Genomic DNA, 16290 nt, shown 5'->3' on the forward strand with positions numbered 1-16290 from the left:
AAGTATTCGTCGTGCTATAATAAGGAAATATACTTCTGAAGGAGGCTTCTTTCGTGGAGCAACGGGTTTTGAAAACATTGGAATACCGTAAAATAATCGACCTTTTAACGGAAAAGGCCACATCGACAGCAGGTAAAGAAAAAGCGAGTGAGCTTACACCTTTTACAAGAATAGATGAAGTACGATATGCGTTAAAAGGAACTGATGAAGCGAGTACTGTCTTGCGCCTCAAAGGAAATGCCCCTCTTGGAGGGATCCGTGATATTCGTGCCGCCGTTCAACGGGCACGTCTTGGTGCCATGCTTGCACCGATGGAACTGGTGGAAATTGCATCAACGATTTTTGCAGGGAGACGTCTCAAGACATTTCTGCTCGACATTTGTGACGAGCATGGCTTAACTGTGCTAAAAAACCACTGTGAACAAATTGAGGGTCTGCGTGACCTCGAACTGGAAATCAAGCAATGCATTGATGAAAACGGTGAAGTGATGGACAGCGCCAGTGTGGAACTGCGCCAGATTCGTCAAGAAATCCGTTCCCTCGAGTCACGCATTCGTGAAAAGCTGGATTCGATGACCCGTTCGAGCAGCTATCAGAAAATGCTGATGGAAAACATCGTGACCATCCGTTCGGACCGTTATGTCATCCCGGTTAAGCAAGAGTATCGTCACGTATTCGGTGGTATCGTTCACGACCAGTCCGCCTCAGGCGCAACTTTATTTATCGAGCCAGAAGTAATCGTTTCGATGAACAACAAGTTGCGTGAAGTACGATTGAAGGAAGAGCGGGAAATTGAACGCATCTTGTATCAGTTGACTGAACTGGTAGCTGTCAATGTAGACATTTTGCTCGTGAATGTGGAGCAGTTGGCAGAACTCGATTTTCTTTTTGCCAAAGGTCAGTTGGCCTACAGTATGAAAGCAACTAGCCCACATTTAAATGACCGGGGCTACATTCGAATGAAAAAGGCAAGACATCCGTTGATTCCGATGGACGTTGTTGTTCCTATTGATGTAGAACTGGGATCGCATTACACCGGAATCGTCATTACAGGGCCCAATACAGGGGGTAAAACCGTTACGATCAAAACGATTGGACTGCTATCCCTGATGGCTATGTCAGGACTGCATGTTCCGGCCGAAGAAGAAAGCGAACTAACTGTCTTCTCCCATGTTTTTGCTGATATCGGGGATGAACAGTCCATCGAACAGAGCTTGTCTACCTTCTCCAGCCATATGGTCAATATTGTAGACATTTTAAGCAAGCTCGATGAGAAAAGCCTTGTCCTGTTTGATGAGTTGGGTGCAGGAACCGATCCGACAGAAGGTGCGGCACTAGCGATGTCGATCCTCGATTATTGCCTGCAAAAAGGAGCACGCCTCGTTGCAACGACACACTATAGCGAGCTAAAAGCATACGCATACGATCGTCCGGATGTCATCAATGCCAGTGTAGAATTTAATGTGGAGACACTTCGCCCTACCTACAAGCTGTTAATTGGTGTACCAGGACGTTCCAACGCATTTGCCATTGCTTCCAGACTCGGACTGCCTACCGAAATTATTCGAGCGGCCAGAGAAACCATTTCGGAGGAAGAAAACCAGGTAGAGACCATGATTGCCTCGCTGGAGCGCAACACCAAAACGGCCGAAATGGAGCGAAAGGAAGCAGAAAAACTTCGCCAGGAAGCGGAAGAGCTGCGTAAACAATTGGAGGAAGAGCGCAATCAGTTCGCCATGGAGAAAAATCGTCTCATGGAACGGGCAGAGGACGAGGCGAGAATTGCTGTGCAGCTTGCCAAGGAAGAGGCAGACACCGTTATTCGTGAATTGCGTGAGATGATGACGGAAGGAATGGACATTAAAGAGCATCGCCTGATCGAAGCGAAAAAACGTTTAGGCAACGCGGTGATGGAACTGGACAAGGAAAAAGTAAAAAAACCAGCCAAAGCCGTTCGTGCGACACAGGTCAAAGTGGGTGACGAAGTGATGGTCAACTCCTTTGGTCAAAAAGGAACCGTGTTGGAGAAAGTGACGGACAAGGAATTCCTCGTGCAAATTGGCATTATGAAAATGAAAGTGAAACGTGACGACATGACGGTAGTGAAAGCTTCCAAGAAAGAGCCAGTCGTTCAATATACAGCAGTTAAAGCACGCCGGGACACAGTGAAAATGGAACTGGACCTCAGAGGATACAACGTAGAAGACGGAATTAACGAGATTGATCGCTATTTGGACGAAGCATTGATGGCAGGACTTCACTCGGTATCCATCATTCACGGTCATGGAACAGGAGTACTGCGCAAAGGAGTACATGAATTCTTGCGTGGTCACCGCAATGTGAAGTCATTCCGGTTAGGCGGGCAAGGAGAAGGCGGCGTAGGAGCAACGATTGTTGAACTGCGGTAAGTGTAAGTTTGTGGGAGGAGTAATCGATGCGGGTTTTATTGAGTAATCCCTATATAGCGACTACGGCGTATTTTGCTGTAACTGGTCTTGCCATGATCCTGTTTCTCACGATTTTTGAGATGGTAACCAAGTACCGTGTCTGGGCTGAAGTCAAAAAGGGAAATATGGCTGTTGCCATGGCTACGGGTGGGAAGATTTTTGGGATCGCCAATATTTTTCGCTTCTCCATTGAGCATCATGATCGGATTGGTCAGGCGCTCATTTGGGGTGGATTCGGGTTCTTACTGCTTTTGGCAAGCTATTTTATCTTTGAATTCCTTACTCCTACGATTCATGTCGATGAAGAAATTGCCAACGACAATCGGGCGGTTGGGTTTACGTCGATGATGATTTCCATCGGTTTTTCATATGTAATTGGTGCCAGTTTAACGCTGTAAAAAACGTAACCCAGTACAGAAAAGAGAAGTGAGGGAGAGGCGTGGAGCAAACCCATGGGAATCAGGATCTCGGAGGAAAAAATCCTGTTTTGATCACTGTCACTGTGATTCAAGGAACCGATTGCACCTCTTTTCCTGTGCGAAAGGGAGACAATTTATTAATGGCGATGGTTCAAGCGGGGTATCCAGTCACATTTATGTGCACAACGGGGAAATGTACGACCTGTCAAATGAAAATGGATATTCCTGCAGGCTCAGCCAATATAGCCAGTGAAACAGAACGATATCGGTTGGGAAATGAAACGTTGGCTAATGGAATCCGTCTAACTTGTCAGGTGTACGTCCATGGTCCCCTTACCGTGTTTCTGCCTTAAACTCACCACTACCCTTTTTACTGGATGGCGAGTATAATTAACCTTTGGCAATAACAAAACGTTGAATCTTGTTCCAAGCTAAGGGGGAAACACCTTGGACACGCTCTACAAAGTGCTGATTGTCGTCTGTCTTTTGTTTGTAGCAGCAGGCATTGTGTATGTAATGGTGTATTTGCCTCAGATACCACATACACCAGCTACGCCGCCGCCAACAGGATATTTGCCAGTAAGTAATAAGATATAGAAGTTTTCGTTGAAAAGAGGAGATTGAAAATGACTCAACCCATTCACGTCGCTGTCATTGGTCTTGGCTTCGTCGGATTGCCACTTGCCCTTACATATGCAATGAAAGGTGCACAGGTTGTTGGGATTGACGCATTGCCAGCCGTAGTAGATGAAATCAATGCTGCCCATTCGCACCATCTGGAAAGCTATCAAGGCAAGTTGTTGGCCGAAATCCTGCGTGAACAACTGGATGCAGGGCGATTCAAAGCAACTACTTCCTATGAAGAGGCAGCCCAAAAGGTGAATAACTATATTGTGACTGTGGGCCTTCCGGTGAATAACGGAGACCCGAATCTGCAACCGCTCAAAAACTGCGCTCACACACTTGGCAAGGTTCTGAAAAAAGGCGATACCGTTATGATTCGCAGCACGGTCGTTCCCGGTACTACTGAGGAAGTCATTCTGCCGATTTTGGAAGAAGTAAGTGGAATGAAGAGCGGGGAAGATTTCTATCTCACCTATTGCTCAGAACGCATTGCGGAAGGACGAGCTTTCGAGGAATTCATTAACTTCCCGCTCGTATTAGGCGGAGTGAACGAAGTAAGTGCCGAGAAAGGCAAGGAGCTGCTCTCCTTTATCAGCGAATCCGATATCACAATCTCGGATATCCGTGTTGTTGAAACAGCAAAGGTAATGGAAAATATTCAACGTGATGTCAATATTGCGATGGTACAGGAATTTGCCCGTTTTGCTGAAGCGTTTCAAATCGACACATTTGAATTGATTAAAGTGGCCAATACACATAAACGTGTCAATCTGTTGACTCCGGGCCCTGGTGTAGGCGGGTTCTGCTTGCCGAATGCGCTGCACTATTTGTCTCCGAAAGCAAACGAGCTAGGTGTGAGCCTGAGCCTCTTGCAAACGGCTCGCCGGATCAATGATGATGTACCGAATGTGCTCACCAATATGCTGGAGGAAGCGCTCCGTGAAGCAGGCAAAAGTCTTGCTGGTTCTCGTGTAGCCGTTCTTGGACTTGCCATGAAGGACTTCTCCAATGATGATCGTGTGAGTCCCGTCCATGATTTGATCAAGATTCTCCAATCGCGTGGAGTAGAGGTAGTATCTTTTGACCCTGCTGTACCGACTCCATACGATCACAAAAAAGCAACATTGGAGGAAGCAGTCAACGGCGCTGATGCGTTGTTCCTGACCGCACTCCAACAGGAATTTGCTGAACTTGACTGGAGTCAGACGATTGCTCAAATGAGTAAGTCGCCAATTCTGTTTGATACAAAAAACCGCATTCCTCGTGATCTGGATGCACAGGTAAAAGTAGTTCGAATCTAATTAAATCAAATAAACCCCGCCCGACGAAAGCTGACGCTCTGATCGGACGGGGTTTTAAATTAGCAAAACGGAACAGTTGCAGCGAGGTTCAGCATCGCCCGCATCGTTCGATACATTTCGTATTGATCCTGTGCCTGATAGCTTACTTCTGTACTACCTGTATGATAAGTAGCTCCTGGAATAATTGACGCCATCTCTGCCTGACCAGCATGAGCAAATTCAATTCTGCATTGAAGAGGACGCTCTGTGGTAAGAGGCGAGATGCTGTGTCGATTAGACAGGGCTTCTTTTGTCTTTTGGCTTAATTCGCTTCGAGATCCTTCCAACGACAGGCAGATGGCAGAAGTGCGAGAGACGGCCTGCTTCACAATGGCTGTACGGATTCCGGGAATCAGTTGTGCTGCTTCTTCGGCAATCCGGTCATCACCTGAGACCAGGCATACAGGTACACCGCAAAGGCCTGCATAAATGGCATTGAAGCCGAATTCGCCTACGATTTGACCGTTTATGTACATATTTTTGATGACAGAGGACATTGTATGACTGAGTACACCGGGGGAACCGTGACGGGCATGGTAACCGATGAAGAAGGCAGCATCAAACGAGGAATCCAGTCCCTCCATCATGGAGTCATTGCGTGGCGTTCCACAAAGAAGCTTTGCCTTTGGGTGAAGTTGTTCAAGCAGGATGTTATTAAACGTATTGTGGCTGTCTGCAACCAGAATCTCATTTGCTCCGGCTTCCACCGCAGCTTCAATGACGGCATTCAGATCATTCATAATAAATTGGCGACCACGTTCGTAATTGTTATCTCCGGGATTGATATATGTCGGATCTGTTATGCCCGATATGCCCTCCATATCACATGAAATAAACAGTTTCATCGAATCATTCCTCCATACTCATCATTCTCTAATAAAGAAGGTAAAAACCGGATTTTCAAAACTTATTAGAATTATATCGTAAAATGAAAGGCCTGGCACAGAATTAAGTTATTCATTAATTTCAATGCATAAATATTGACAGGAATTTTCAGACAAAATATAATGAGAAAAAACAAATTGGAAACGCTTTCCGTTATACGGAAAAAACCTTTTTATTGCACACATAATCAGAACACACACATGTTTGATCCAGCTTTTTATGTAAAGTGGGAGAAAAGGGAGGAAAATAGTCTGAAAAAAGGTAATATTCTAACTCGTTATTAGACCGGGGGGGATGTTAATGATCGAAGTGAAAAATCTGTATAAGTCTTTCGATTCCTTAACGGTTTTAAAAGGAATCGATCTGACTGTCAAGGAGAAGGAAGTGGTTGTACTGATTGGTGCAAGCGGTTCGGGCAAATCCACTTTACTTCGTTGCATTAATTTCTTGGAATTTCATGATCAAGGAGAAATTCGGATCGATCATCAGTTGATCACTACGTACGAGCCGGAGCTTAACCGAGTGCGCCAAGACGTTGGCATGGTGTTCCAGCATTTTAATCTATTCCCTCATAAAACCGTTCTAGAAAACATCATTGAGGCTCCTGTCCATGTTCGAAAATGGAGTAAAGAACAAGCCAAGAAAGTTGCCTTCGATTTGCTAGACAAGGTAGGCCTCAGGGACCGAGCCGATGCCTATCCAGATATGCTTTCCGGAGGACAAAAACAGAGAGTGGCCATTGCAAGAGCCCTTGCCATGAATCCTCGAGTCATGCTATTTGACGAACCCACCTCCGCTCTAGATCCTGAGCTTGTGGGGGAAGTGCTTGCTGTCATGAAGCAACTGGCTAGAGAAGGCATGACGATGGTTGTTGTTACACATGAGATGGGTTTTGCTCGTGAGGTGGCGGATCGTGTGGTATTCATGGGGGATGGACAGATTTTGGAAGAGGGGACTCCCGAGCAATTTTTTAGCAACCCCCAACATGAAAGGGCGAGGCAATTCTTAAGCAGTATTTTATAAAAAATGAAAACAACAAAGGAGGAGTTCTGAATGAAGAAAAATTGGATGGTCCTATTCCTGACAGGTTTGCTCGTTGGTTCTGCTATGCTAGCCGGTTGCGGCTCAAACGCCTCACAGCAAACAGCTACGAACGAGACAGCATCAAACCAACAAGAGTTTCGTTATGGGATGAGTGGGCTGTATAAGCCATTTAACTTTAAGGAAAACGGTGAGCTTGCAGGATTTGACGTCGAAATCGGCAAGGCATTGGCTGAAAAGATGGGAATGAAGCCGATGCCAGTAACAAACCCGTGGGAAACCATTATTCAAGGGCTCCAAGCCAAAAAATATGATGCCATCATTGGGAGTATGACGATTACACCCGAGCGGGAAAAAGTAGTGGATTTTACAGCTCCGTACTATCGATCAGGCTCACAAATTTTTGTGGCTGAGCAAAATACGAGCATAAAGGGTCCAGATGATTTGAAGGATAAGCGGATTGGCGTAGTAAAATCAAGCAACTATAAAGACTTAGCCTTGAAGTATACGGGAAAAGACAATGTAGCTGAATACGATAGCGATATTACAGCTCTGATGGATCTCCCTTCTGGCCGATTGGATGCCGTCATTACCGATCAGATGGTTGGATTTCGGATGATCAAAGAAGGGGCCGTGAAGATTAAGGACGTAGGACAGCCGATGACAAACGATGATCAAGCCATTGCTGTGAATAAAGACAATCCTGAATTAAAGGAAAAATTGAATAAAGCGCTCGCTGAAATCATCAGTGATGGTACCTATGACAAGATCAGTCAAAAATGGTTTGGCCGAAATATCCTTGGCGAGAAAAAATAGGGGATCAGGGGGTGTTGATGCTAACACCCCCTGACATGTCCTAAGGAAGGGTGAAAAAGCTATGGTAGAAATTTTGCTCTCTAGTTATCAAACGTTTTTAGTAGCAGCCCTACTTACTGTGAAATTAACGTTGGTCGCTTTGCTGTTAGGATGTGGATTCGGTCTTGTCTTCGCATTTTTTCGCATTTCGAAAAGAAAATCGTTACGATATTTGGCCAACTTGTATATAACTATCGTACGAGGCACACCTCTAATCGTTCAGATAGCCATCCTTTATTTTGGAATTACCAATATTGTTACACTTTCGCAATTTTGGGCAGGGGCCTTGGCGTTAGCGATTCATAACGGGGCTTATATTGCGGAAATATTCCGTGGATCCATTCAATCAGTTGATCGTGGGCAAATGGAAGCAGCTCGTTCGTTAGGAATGTCCTACCCGTTGGCAATGCGAAGAATCATTTTGCCTCAGGCGTTCAAATTAGCCATTCCACCGCTAGGCAATCAATTCATCATTGCGTTAAAGGATTCCTCCCTCGTCGCTTATGTTGGAATGTCCGAACTGTGGGGAGCGGGGTTAAGCGAAGCAGCATCGAATTTTAAGCAACTGGATACTTACATGGTTGTCGGTTTATATTATTTGGCTCTTGTCATGATATTCACTTATCTGGTTGAAAAATTGGAAGCAAGAATGGGTGGGAAGAAAAAACGCAAACAATTTTCGTATGACGGGAAAAGCTCATCCCCAAAGCAAGGCAATGTAAATTTATCGTAGTAAGGTATGAGAGAAAAATGGTAAAATAGTAGCAAAAACTTTACCGTTAAAGAAGAGGTTTGCTTATGGTTCAATCTATTGATCGTGCAATTCAAATTATTAATGTCCTAGTTTCTGATGACAACAAGAGTGGCTGGTCGATATCCGATTTGGCAGAAGCTACCTCACTTCCCCTAGGCACTCTCCATCGTATTCTGCAAACATTAATCAAACATGCACTTGTCATTCAGGATCCCGAAAGCAAACAATATAAGCCGGGATATAAATGGGTTGAAATGGGACTTAAAATGATAGACAAAATTGATTTCCGAAAAGAAGCCAGACCCGTGATGGAACGGTTAGCAATGGAAGTCGAAGAAAGCATCTATCTGAACATGCCCCAAGGTCTGGATGCCATTGTTATTGAAAAGATAGACAGTCCATTAAAGCTTCGGATTTCAGAGAATCTGGGGATTCGCATTCCAATAAACATTGGTGCACCGAACAAGACGATCCTTGCTCATATGAAAGATCAAGAGATTAAGCAAGTGCTGAACCAACTGAACTTGTCCCCTGAAGAACAACAAGGGTTATGGAAACAGCTCAGCGAAATCAGAATGAACCACTATGCGGTTAGTTATGGGGAAATAACGGAGGGGACGGCTTGCGTTGCTGCTCCGATTATCGGACATCATGGGAAGGTACTTGCAGCAATCAGTATCAATCTTCCCAGCTCGCGACTCCATGAACAAAGACTTCCGATCCTGATTGAAAAGGTAAAAGAAGCGGCAGTTGAAATAACGAACAAACTGGGAGTAACATCATATGGTTTGTAAAAACCATATATTTTTTTGAAGCGATTTTGGAAACGGTTTTCATAATGTGGAAAGGTGGATGTTAGAAATGAATCATGACCAATGGCAGACGAAAGAACAATTAGTAAAGCTGCTGTGCAGCCTTGTGGAAATCCCGAGTATTACTGGTACTTCAGCTGAAGTCTCGGTAGCGGAGAAAATCGTTCATGAACTTCATTCTTTGCCGTATTTCCAGAAGCAACCCGAGTATCTTCAACTCCATCCAACTGGAGATGGTAGAAAGATCGTAACCGCTCTGGTGAAAAAGAATGATGATACGAAAAAGACGATTGTTTTAGTCAGTCATTTTGATGTTGTCGATGTTCAGGATTATGGCATTTGGAAGAAGAATGCTTTTGATCCAATCGAGTTGACCCGTATATTAAAGGAACAACAAAGCAACATGCCTTCTGATGTTCAGCAGGACTTGGCGGAGGGGAACTGGCTCTTCGGCAGGGGAACGATGGATATGAAATGCGGGCTTACCTTGCATATGTCCATGGTGGAGCAAGCCAGCCGTGGAGTATTTGACGGAAATATCTTACTCCTCGCCGTCTGTGATGAAGAAGTGAATTCCGTTGGCATGCGGGCTGCTGTGCCGATATTATTGGAATTAGCTGAGAAACATAGCTTGATTTATAAGGCGTGCCTCAATTCAGAACCGATGTTTACGCGCTATCCAGGTGATGAGAATAAATATATCTATACAGGATCGATTGGGAAGGTTCTCCCGGGATTTTTATGCTACGGAAAAGAGACGCATGTAGGTGAACCGTTATCAGGATTGAACGCAAACTTCATGAGTTCCCAGATTACCTGCGAATGGGAGCTGAACACGGAGTATTGCGAACGAGTAGATGAAGAAGTGACTCCGCCCCCCACAAACCTGATCCAAAAGGATTTGAAGGAAGGTTATTCCGTTCAAATTCCGCACCGTGCGGTAACCCTATATAATCTGTTTTTATTTGAAAAATCAATGGATGAGGTCGTCGGTCAGCTATATCAAATGGCAAAAAAGGTAGCCAGACGAATTGAAGAGCAATACGATCAAAGAGCAAAACGTTATTCCCAGTTGGAATTATCGACACCAAAAACGATCCATGTCAATGTTTTTACGGTAGCTGAGCTATTGGATTATGCCCAAAGAGAATATGGAAAAGCTGAAGTGGAACACATCTTTACACGCATCGATACTAATCGAGGGGATAAAGATGACCGGGATCTTACGATTCAATTCGTGGATGAACTGTCTATTCTTTGTAAGGAATTGGCTCCCATGATTGTGCTATTTTTTGCCCCGCCCATTTACCCGGCGATTAGTTCCCGAAACCATCCTTTAATTAAAAAAGTAACCGAAGAAATTATGAGTTATGCCTGGGAGCAGCATCAGATACGTTTGAAAAATCAGCATTATTTCGGGGGTATTTCCGATTTAAGCTATGCTGGACTACAGCAAGGTGCACTCTCTCTGCAACCCCTGGTCACAAATATGCCGTTGTGGGAAAAGGGCTATTCTCTTCCTCTAAAGGAGTTGGAGGAACTTAACCTGCCTGTTCTTAACCTAGGACCGATAGGGCGGGATGCCCACAAATGGTCTGAGCGATTAGATATCGAGTTCGCATTTGAACCATTGCTGGAAATGCTGCCAGTTGCGATTCATAAGCTGTTGAATGAACAATAGAAAAAAGGAGGATTTATGCCTCCGAATAGACATAATATCCTCCAACACTTTCATTAACCTATACCTTCTTTTGGGTGTGCTGTCGATATAGAGTGAGAGTTTTTACTGCCATTTGTTCGATGGTGAAGGTCGATTCGACCAATTGACGTGCCTCTCTGACCAACTTTTCCCGAAGGTCTGGCTGTTCCACCATCCGAAGCATAGCCAAGGCAGTGCTCTCTGCATTTTGCTGTTCAATAACGATTCCGGTTTTTTCATGAAAAACAATCTCTTTGACTCCGCCTGCAATGGTTGCAATGACGGGTACTTCTGATGCCATTGCTTCCAGTATCGTAAAGCCCAGTCCTTCATAGAGAGACGTATGGACAAACAGATCAAAGGCATGCAGACACTGGGGAATATCCTGTCGGAAGCCAGCAAAGTGAACGAATTTCTCGATTCCGAGCTTTACGGCATAACTTTCCAAGTGTGCTCGTTCAGGTCCATCTCCAACCAGGACCAGTCGATAATTTTTGGCCTCGACACGATCGAGGAAGCGGGCAAAGCCTTCCAACAGATAGGTATGGCCTTTAACAGCAACGAGCCTGGCCACGGAACCCATCACAAAAGTGTCAGCAGGAATACCCCATTCGGTCAGCAGTCGCAAACGATCGGCCTCACGCTCATCCTGTTTTCGGAATGGGGTTAGGTCAATGCCATTGTAAATCGTACTGATTGATTGAGGCGCCACACCGTCGTTGCTCAGGATCTGTTTCAAGGCATCGGACACAACGATGGTGTGCTGATTGAAGCTGCGGGTACTTTTCTCCATGAGAGAGACAATGGTGTATACGAGTGGGTTTTCATAATCATAACGCAGGTTGCTATGTATCGTGGTCACAACAAATGGATGTAGTCCATAGGCTGCCAGGCGTGTCAGGAAGTTCGCCTTGATTCCGTGGGAATGAACCACATCTGGTTGAAATTGTTTCATAAGTTGTCGTAAACCGCGCAAAACACGTATATCAAAACGCCCGTACTGGGTCATCGGAATTACTGGAATATGTGCCTCACGTAATTTTCTGGCAAAAACGGAATCGTAAAAGCAGACTACCGTCGCTTCCACCTCGTCATGCGGAAAGGACGTGAGGAGGTGTAGAATATGCTGTTCAGCTCCACCGAATTCTCCTCCACCAATGATATGAAGGATACGTAATTTGGTCTTCATGCAATCCACCCGAACCTTTCCAAACAAACCATTTTTACTATATCAAATGCCAAATGGATTCGCAATAACACTGAGTTTATGGTAAGGTTATTCGTGAGATTTCAGCTAAAGGGAAGGGTACTATGACAAGGAAGAAATCAGTTCTGATTATTTGCTATAACTTTCCGCCAATCGGTGGTGGGGGAGTTCCTCGCCCGCTGAAAATGGCTAAATATTTAGGGGAATTCGGGTGGAATGTTCATATTCTGACGGTTGATCCTACCTATCACGTAACAACGGATCCAACACTTTTGGACCAACTGCCAGCAAGTGTGAAAATTCATCGGGCCAAAGAGGTAAACCTGTTGCCTCGCCCTCAAGTACAAGCAGCCACTTCAACTGCCACCCGATCATCTGCTGCTGGGCAGGTGCAAGGCAAGCCTTCATTGGTTAGCCGGTTGAAACAGACTGTCATCTCCGTACTCAAAAAGCTCAAGCCTCATTTGTTGATCCCAGATGACCAGATTCTTTGGTATCCTCGTGCGGTCAAGCTAGGGCGAGAGATTATGAAGAATGAGAAGATTGATGTCATCTTCTCCACGTCAGGACCGGTCACGAACCATCTGATCGGACAGGCTCTTAGCCAAGAGTTTGCAAGCAAGTGGGTTATTGATTTCCGTGACCCGTGGACACAGAATATGCACCGCTCCGGGATTGCGTGGCGTGACCGATGGGAGGAGCGCATGGAAGCAAAGGTAATGAAGCAGGCTGATGCGGTCACAACCGTAACGGCAACCTTCGCCAAAAACTTCCGTGCCAAGTATGGTGAAACGATAAAACGCCTGGAACTGATTTATAATGGCTTCGACCAAGCCGATTTTGATGATTTGCAACCACTTCTGACGCAAGAAGGGAAGTTCCACGCCGTCTATGCAGGCATTCTCTATCAAAAGCGAAACCCTCGCCTGTTACTTCGAGCAATCAAGGTACTGATCGATGAAGGGCTTGTGGATCGCAACGACATTTCGTTTTCATTCGCAGGCGTATTTGATTATCCCGGTTATTCCGAAAATGCAGATTGCGTAAGGGAACTGGGTCTCGATGATGTTGTACACGTCCTGGGCAATCTCAAGCACAAAGACGCTCTTGGCTTGATGAAAGGCGCAGATGTATTGTTGCTGATCGGCGATGTGACACCAGATGCGGGGGCGTATATCCCTGGCAAGCTGTATGAGTACATGGGCATTGGAAACCCGGTGCTTGCGCTGAACATGCCGGGTGAGGCAACCGACATTATTCAACAATTCGACTTGGGGCAGGTAGCCAACCCGACCGATCAGGCAGAAATGAAACAGGCGTATCTGAAGCTCTATCAGGCGTGGAAGTCAACTCAAGGCTCCCCAGCAGAGCAAAACTCAGCTACTTCCATCAAGGCAAGCTTTGCTGAGCGAGTCAGACCATACGAACGGAAAGAACAGGCGAGACAACTGGCACTGTTGATGGACGAATTGATTGGAGAACAGAAGAAGCAGGTGACTTCCACAAGTTATTAAATCACTTTCCGATTGTAGAACGGGTGATATCTCGCTCGAAGGCCACTCTCCGCATGTAAAGAAACAGGGGAAGCGCGAAGGATAAACCTATCGTTAATGTGGCGATGATGCATAACCACCAATATTTAATGTGCAGTCTGCGGGTCTCTTCAAAAAGAAAGATCCAGAAAATGAAACATGAGATAAGAAAATCAACAGCAAAAAATGAGGAAATGTCAGTTGCAAAAAGCTGTGAAGTGAACAGGGCGATATTCAGACCATTCTCCTGTAAAAACGGAACGAATTGGCTGTAAGGTAAAACAGCACCCGCAATGGCTAAAAGGATATATACTTGCTTCATTTTGTAATCACCTCATTGAAAAAATATCGCTTGTAAGGGAGCATTTTAGTAAATGACGGAAGTAAATAGACAAGAGCTTTCCAATATCATTTTCTTCATACAAGAATTGGAACGCTTGAAAGAAAACACGCGCACCGCTTGGACCAAGGAAGGAAGAAAAGAAAGCATCGCTGAACATTCGTGGCGCCTGACCATGTTTGCCTTGGTATTGGAAGAATATTTTCCTGACCTAGATTTTGGCAAAGTCCTGCGTATATGTCTTATCCACGACTTGGGTGAGGCATATGATGGCGATATTTCAGCGAAACTTCTCGTTGATCAGGAAAAGAAATACCAAAGAGAAGAAGAAACCATTCAGCAATTGACCGAACCGCTGATTGATCCAACCCGCAATAAACTCTTTGCTTTATGGCAGGAATACAACCAATGCCAAACCAAAGAAGCTCAACTGGTTAAAGCGCTCGATAAAATGGAAACGATCATCCAACATAATCAAGGCAGTAATCCGCCTGACTTTGATTACGGCTTCAACCTTGATTATGGAAGGAGTCACGCCCTTTTCCATCCGATGATCAAGGCCATGCGAGAGATGATTGATCAAGAAACACAGCGAAAAAGTGAGATGAATCAACCCTGATGAACAAATTTCATCAGGGTTTTTGTTTGTCATCAAAGGGTGCCTTCGATTCCATATTTCTTCATTTTGTTCAACACTGCTGTATGGCTAATGCCCAGTTGCTGTGCCGCCTGACGGGCAGAAGTACATTGTTTCAACGCTTCGATCAATACATTCCGTTCGAATTGATCAACCTGATGTTTCAACGTATTTTGTTGGCTTACATGCACGGTTTCTTGATGCGAGTAATGAGTGGCAATCGTAACATGCTCTACATTAATTTCATGGGAAATCGTAAGGTAAACCGCTCGCTCCAGTACGTTTTGCAATTCCCGAACATTTCCTGGCCAATGATGTGATTGAAGGTAACGGATCGCTGATGCGGACAATTGTGCCGTCGGGCGATTGATTTGCTGACACACCTTTGTGACAAAATATTGGGCAAGTAAAGGAATGTCATGCTTCCGTTCACGCAGGGGTGGTATCCGAATGGGAATGACATGCAGGCGATAAAACAAGTCTTCTCTGAATTGTCCCTTGGCAACCATATCAGGGAGATTCCGGTTGGAGGCCGTTATAATTCGCACGTCCACAGGAATACTCTTCTTGCCGCCAATTCTTCGGATCGTCCTGTCTTCGAGTACACGAAGCAACTTGGCTTGCAATTGCAGGGGGAGTTCTCCGATTTCATCCAGAAACAACGTACCGCCCTGTGCTACCTCGAAAAGGCCGGGATGCCCTCCTTTTCGAGCCCCGGTAAATGCGCCTTCTTCATAGCCGAACAGTTCACTTTCTAGCAAGGTATCAGGGATTGCTGCGCAGTTAATTGGAACGAATGCTTGCGACGAACGCTCGCTTTCATAATGAATTGCTTTGGCAAACAGCTCTTTCCCTGTTCCGCTCTCGCCGCTGAGCAGGATAGTAGCTTGACTCTTGCTGACTCGTTTCGCTGTTTCGACGCATTGTTTCATCGGGTTGCCTTCGTAAATCAGTTCTTCGAAGGTGAAGGCTCCCGGACGTTTGACCGTCTCGATCAGTTGATGAATCTGCTTCATATCCCGGATGACAATTACTACCCCTTGGGCACGGGGTTGCGGGGGGATAATGATCGGACGATAGCAGCAAACAAATTTGGTTTCTCCCAATGATGGGACAAGCAGCTTGACGGGAAGATGTGATTTTTCAGTTCCGTCAGTCAAACAGCTCCATACCTCTTCAATGGAATGCCCCCAGATGGTGCTAAGAGAGGAAGAGATGACCTGATCTTTCTCAACGCCTAACATGGCAGCGGCCGCTTGATTGATCGTTTGAATAACCAGAGAGCGATCCGTTGAGATGATCCCCTCCGATACGGTTGTAAGAATCGTTTGAATTTGCGATTCCCGTTCCTCCGATGGCAGGTTGGCGATGACGTCAACATCGATGACGCCAATTACTTTTTTGATCTCTGCCGTTATGGCAGGCTGTTGTAGCTCGGTGAGTGCAGCCAGTTTCAAGTATATCGTCTGAGGAACAACTTCCATGGCAAGGATGTCCAACTGATGCTGAGCAAAACACTCGATCACGTCATGCGTGATACCAACACGATCAATCGTTCGGATTTTAAATACATTCATGATGCTCTATCCCACCTTCAAAAGGCTCACTACTTCTATTTTATCAAAAAGTAGATGGGAGATATTAGAAAACTCGCTTCTTTCAATTTTTCTTTGATTATATATGAGAAAGACCCTGTCG

General features: G+C 45.3%; 16 protein-coding genes. 12 read left to right on the plus strand and 4 right to left on the minus strand.

The features are described 5' to 3' along the window. The first annotated feature begins 53 nt into the window (after positions 1-53). The 5 genes from ACPW7N_RS12770 to ACPW7N_RS12790 all read left to right on the plus strand — a co-directional run bounded on the left by ACPW7N_RS12770 (position 54) and on the right by ACPW7N_RS12790 (position 4791). Positions 54-2408 (plus strand): endonuclease MutS2, encoded by a 2355-nt coding sequence (locus tag ACPW7N_RS12770; protein ID WP_425651476.1) that lies wholly within the window; start codon positions 54-56, stop codon positions 2406-2408. A 26-nt stretch (positions 2409-2434) separates the two neighbouring features. Then, the gene (locus ACPW7N_RS12775; RefSeq protein WP_425651477.1) at positions 2435-2845 is read left to right on the plus strand and encodes a DUF350 domain-containing protein; all 411 of its coding nucleotides are present in this window, start codon (positions 2435-2437) and stop codon (positions 2843-2845) included. 41 nt (positions 2846-2886) lie between these two features. Further along, positions 2887-3219 carry a 2Fe-2S iron-sulfur cluster-binding protein gene (locus ACPW7N_RS12780; RefSeq protein WP_425651478.1) on the plus strand — a complete coding sequence of 111 codons (333 nt, stop codon included), beginning with the start codon at positions 2887-2889 and terminating at the stop codon, positions 3217-3219. A gap of 94 nt (positions 3220-3313) precedes the next feature. Further along, positions 3314-3463, plus strand: coding sequence for a hypothetical protein (locus tag ACPW7N_RS12785; protein WP_425651479.1), 150 nt, complete (start codon positions 3314-3316; stop codon positions 3461-3463). 29 nt (positions 3464-3492) lie between these two features. Next, a complete protein-coding gene (locus ACPW7N_RS12790) occupies positions 3493-4791 on the plus strand; it encodes a nucleotide sugar dehydrogenase (RefSeq protein WP_425651480.1) in 1299 nt (432 codons plus the stop codon). A 59-nt stretch (positions 4792-4850) separates the two neighbouring features. On the opposite strand, the gene ACPW7N_RS12795 is transcribed toward ACPW7N_RS12790, so the two are convergent. After that, positions 4851-5675 (minus strand): M55 family metallopeptidase, encoded by an 825-nt coding sequence (locus ACPW7N_RS12795; protein WP_425651481.1) that lies wholly within the window; start codon positions 5673-5675, stop codon positions 4851-4853. 340 nt (positions 5676-6015) lie between these two features. Between ACPW7N_RS12795 and ACPW7N_RS12800 the strand changes: the two genes are divergently transcribed. The 5 genes from ACPW7N_RS12800 (at position 6016) to ACPW7N_RS12820 (ending at position 10858) form a co-directional block, all read left to right on the plus strand. Continuing rightward, a complete protein-coding gene (locus ACPW7N_RS12800; protein ID WP_425651482.1) occupies positions 6016-6738 on the plus strand; it encodes an amino acid ABC transporter ATP-binding protein in 723 nt (240 codons plus the stop codon). A 30-nt stretch (positions 6739-6768) separates the two neighbouring features. Next, complete coding sequence (locus ACPW7N_RS12805) at positions 6769-7572, plus strand: ABC transporter substrate-binding protein (RefSeq protein ID WP_425651483.1); 804 nt, start codon at positions 6769-6771, stop codon at positions 7570-7572. Positions 7573-7633: 61 nt separating this feature from the next. Next, positions 7634-8344, plus strand: a complete 711-nt coding sequence (locus ACPW7N_RS12810; protein WP_425651484.1) for an amino acid ABC transporter permease — start codon at positions 7634-7636, stop codon at positions 8342-8344. A gap of 65 nt (positions 8345-8409) precedes the next feature. After that, positions 8410-9159: an IclR family transcriptional regulator gene (locus ACPW7N_RS12815; RefSeq protein WP_425651485.1), complete on the plus strand. Its 750-nt coding sequence runs from the start codon at positions 8410-8412 to the stop codon at positions 9157-9159. Between the two features lie 67 nt (positions 9160-9226). Then, positions 9227-10858: a M20/M25/M40 family metallo-hydrolase gene (locus tag ACPW7N_RS12820; RefSeq protein ID WP_425651486.1), complete on the plus strand. Its 1632-nt coding sequence runs from the start codon at positions 9227-9229 to the stop codon at positions 10856-10858. A gap of 58 nt (positions 10859-10916) precedes the next feature. On the opposite strand, the gene ACPW7N_RS12825 is transcribed toward ACPW7N_RS12820, so the two are convergent. Then, positions 10917-12065 carry a glycosyltransferase gene (locus ACPW7N_RS12825; RefSeq protein ID WP_425651487.1) on the minus strand — a complete coding sequence of 383 codons (1149 nt, stop codon included), beginning with the start codon at positions 12063-12065 and terminating at the stop codon, positions 10917-10919. Between the two features lie 122 nt (positions 12066-12187). Between ACPW7N_RS12825 and ACPW7N_RS12830 the strand changes: the two genes are divergently transcribed. Continuing rightward, positions 12188-13597: a glycosyltransferase family 4 protein gene (locus ACPW7N_RS12830; RefSeq protein WP_425651488.1), complete on the plus strand. Its 1410-nt coding sequence runs from the start codon at positions 12188-12190 to the stop codon at positions 13595-13597. Position 13598: 1 nt separating this feature from the next. Here ACPW7N_RS12830 and ACPW7N_RS12835 read toward each other — a convergent pair whose 3' ends face one another. Next, positions 13599-13937 (minus strand): DUF2834 domain-containing protein, encoded by a 339-nt coding sequence (locus ACPW7N_RS12835; RefSeq protein WP_425651489.1) that lies wholly within the window; start codon positions 13935-13937, stop codon positions 13599-13601. 52 nt (positions 13938-13989) lie between these two features. Between ACPW7N_RS12835 and ACPW7N_RS12840 the strand changes: the two genes are divergently transcribed. Continuing rightward, the gene (locus ACPW7N_RS12840; RefSeq protein WP_425651490.1) at positions 13990-14574 is read left to right on the plus strand and encodes an HD domain-containing protein; all 585 of its coding nucleotides are present in this window, start codon (positions 13990-13992) and stop codon (positions 14572-14574) included. Positions 14575-14606: 32 nt separating this feature from the next. On the opposite strand, the gene ACPW7N_RS12845 is transcribed toward ACPW7N_RS12840, so the two are convergent. Beyond that, a complete protein-coding gene (locus tag ACPW7N_RS12845) occupies positions 14607-16169 on the minus strand; it encodes a sigma 54-interacting transcriptional regulator (RefSeq protein WP_425651491.1) in 1563 nt (520 codons plus the stop codon). Positions 16170-16290 lie beyond the last annotated feature (121 nt).

The sequence above is a fragment of the Brevibacillus nigriterrae genome, from assembly GCF_049846925.1.
In the GTDB taxonomy this organism is placed as follows: domain Bacteria; phylum Bacillota; class Bacilli; order Brevibacillales; family Brevibacillaceae; genus Brevibacillus_H.

Bases quoted from the DNA above. Each gene is read 5' to 3' on its own strand.
- ACPW7N_RS12775 (WP_425651477.1), top strand. From the start codon at position 2,435: ATGCGGGTTTTATTGAGTAATCCCTATATAGCGACTACGGCGTATTTT.
- ACPW7N_RS12790 (WP_425651480.1), top strand. From the start codon at position 3,493: ATGACTCAACCCATTCACGTCGCTGTCATTGGTCTTGGCTTCGTCGGA.
- ACPW7N_RS12795 (WP_425651481.1), bottom strand. From the start codon at position 5,675: ATGAAACTGTTTATTTCATGTGATATGGAGGGCATATCGGGCATAACA.
- ACPW7N_RS12800 (WP_425651482.1), top strand. From the start codon at position 6,016: ATGATCGAAGTGAAAAATCTGTATAAGTCTTTCGATTCCTTAACGGTT.
- ACPW7N_RS12805 (WP_425651483.1), top strand. From the start codon at position 6,769: ATGAAGAAAAATTGGATGGTCCTATTCCTGACAGGTTTGCTCGTTGGT.
- ACPW7N_RS12810 (WP_425651484.1), top strand. From the start codon at position 7,634: ATGGTAGAAATTTTGCTCTCTAGTTATCAAACGTTTTTAGTAGCAGCC.
- ACPW7N_RS12815 (WP_425651485.1), top strand. From the start codon at position 8,410: ATGGTTCAATCTATTGATCGTGCAATTCAAATTATTAATGTCCTAGTT.
- ACPW7N_RS12820 (WP_425651486.1), top strand. From the start codon at position 9,227: ATGAATCATGACCAATGGCAGACGAAAGAACAATTAGTAAAGCTGCTG.
- ACPW7N_RS12825 (WP_425651487.1), bottom strand. From the start codon at position 12,065: ATGAAGACCAAATTACGTATCCTTCATATCATTGGTGGAGGAGAATTC.
- ACPW7N_RS12830 (WP_425651488.1), top strand. From the start codon at position 12,188: ATGACAAGGAAGAAATCAGTTCTGATTATTTGCTATAACTTTCCGCCA.
- ACPW7N_RS12835 (WP_425651489.1), bottom strand. From the start codon at position 13,937: ATGAAGCAAGTATATATCCTTTTAGCCATTGCGGGTGCTGTTTTACCT.
- ACPW7N_RS12840 (WP_425651490.1), top strand. From the start codon at position 13,990: ATGACGGAAGTAAATAGACAAGAGCTTTCCAATATCATTTTCTTCATA.
- ACPW7N_RS12845 (WP_425651491.1), bottom strand. From the start codon at position 16,169: ATGAATGTATTTAAAATCCGAACGATTGATCGTGTTGGTATCACGCAT.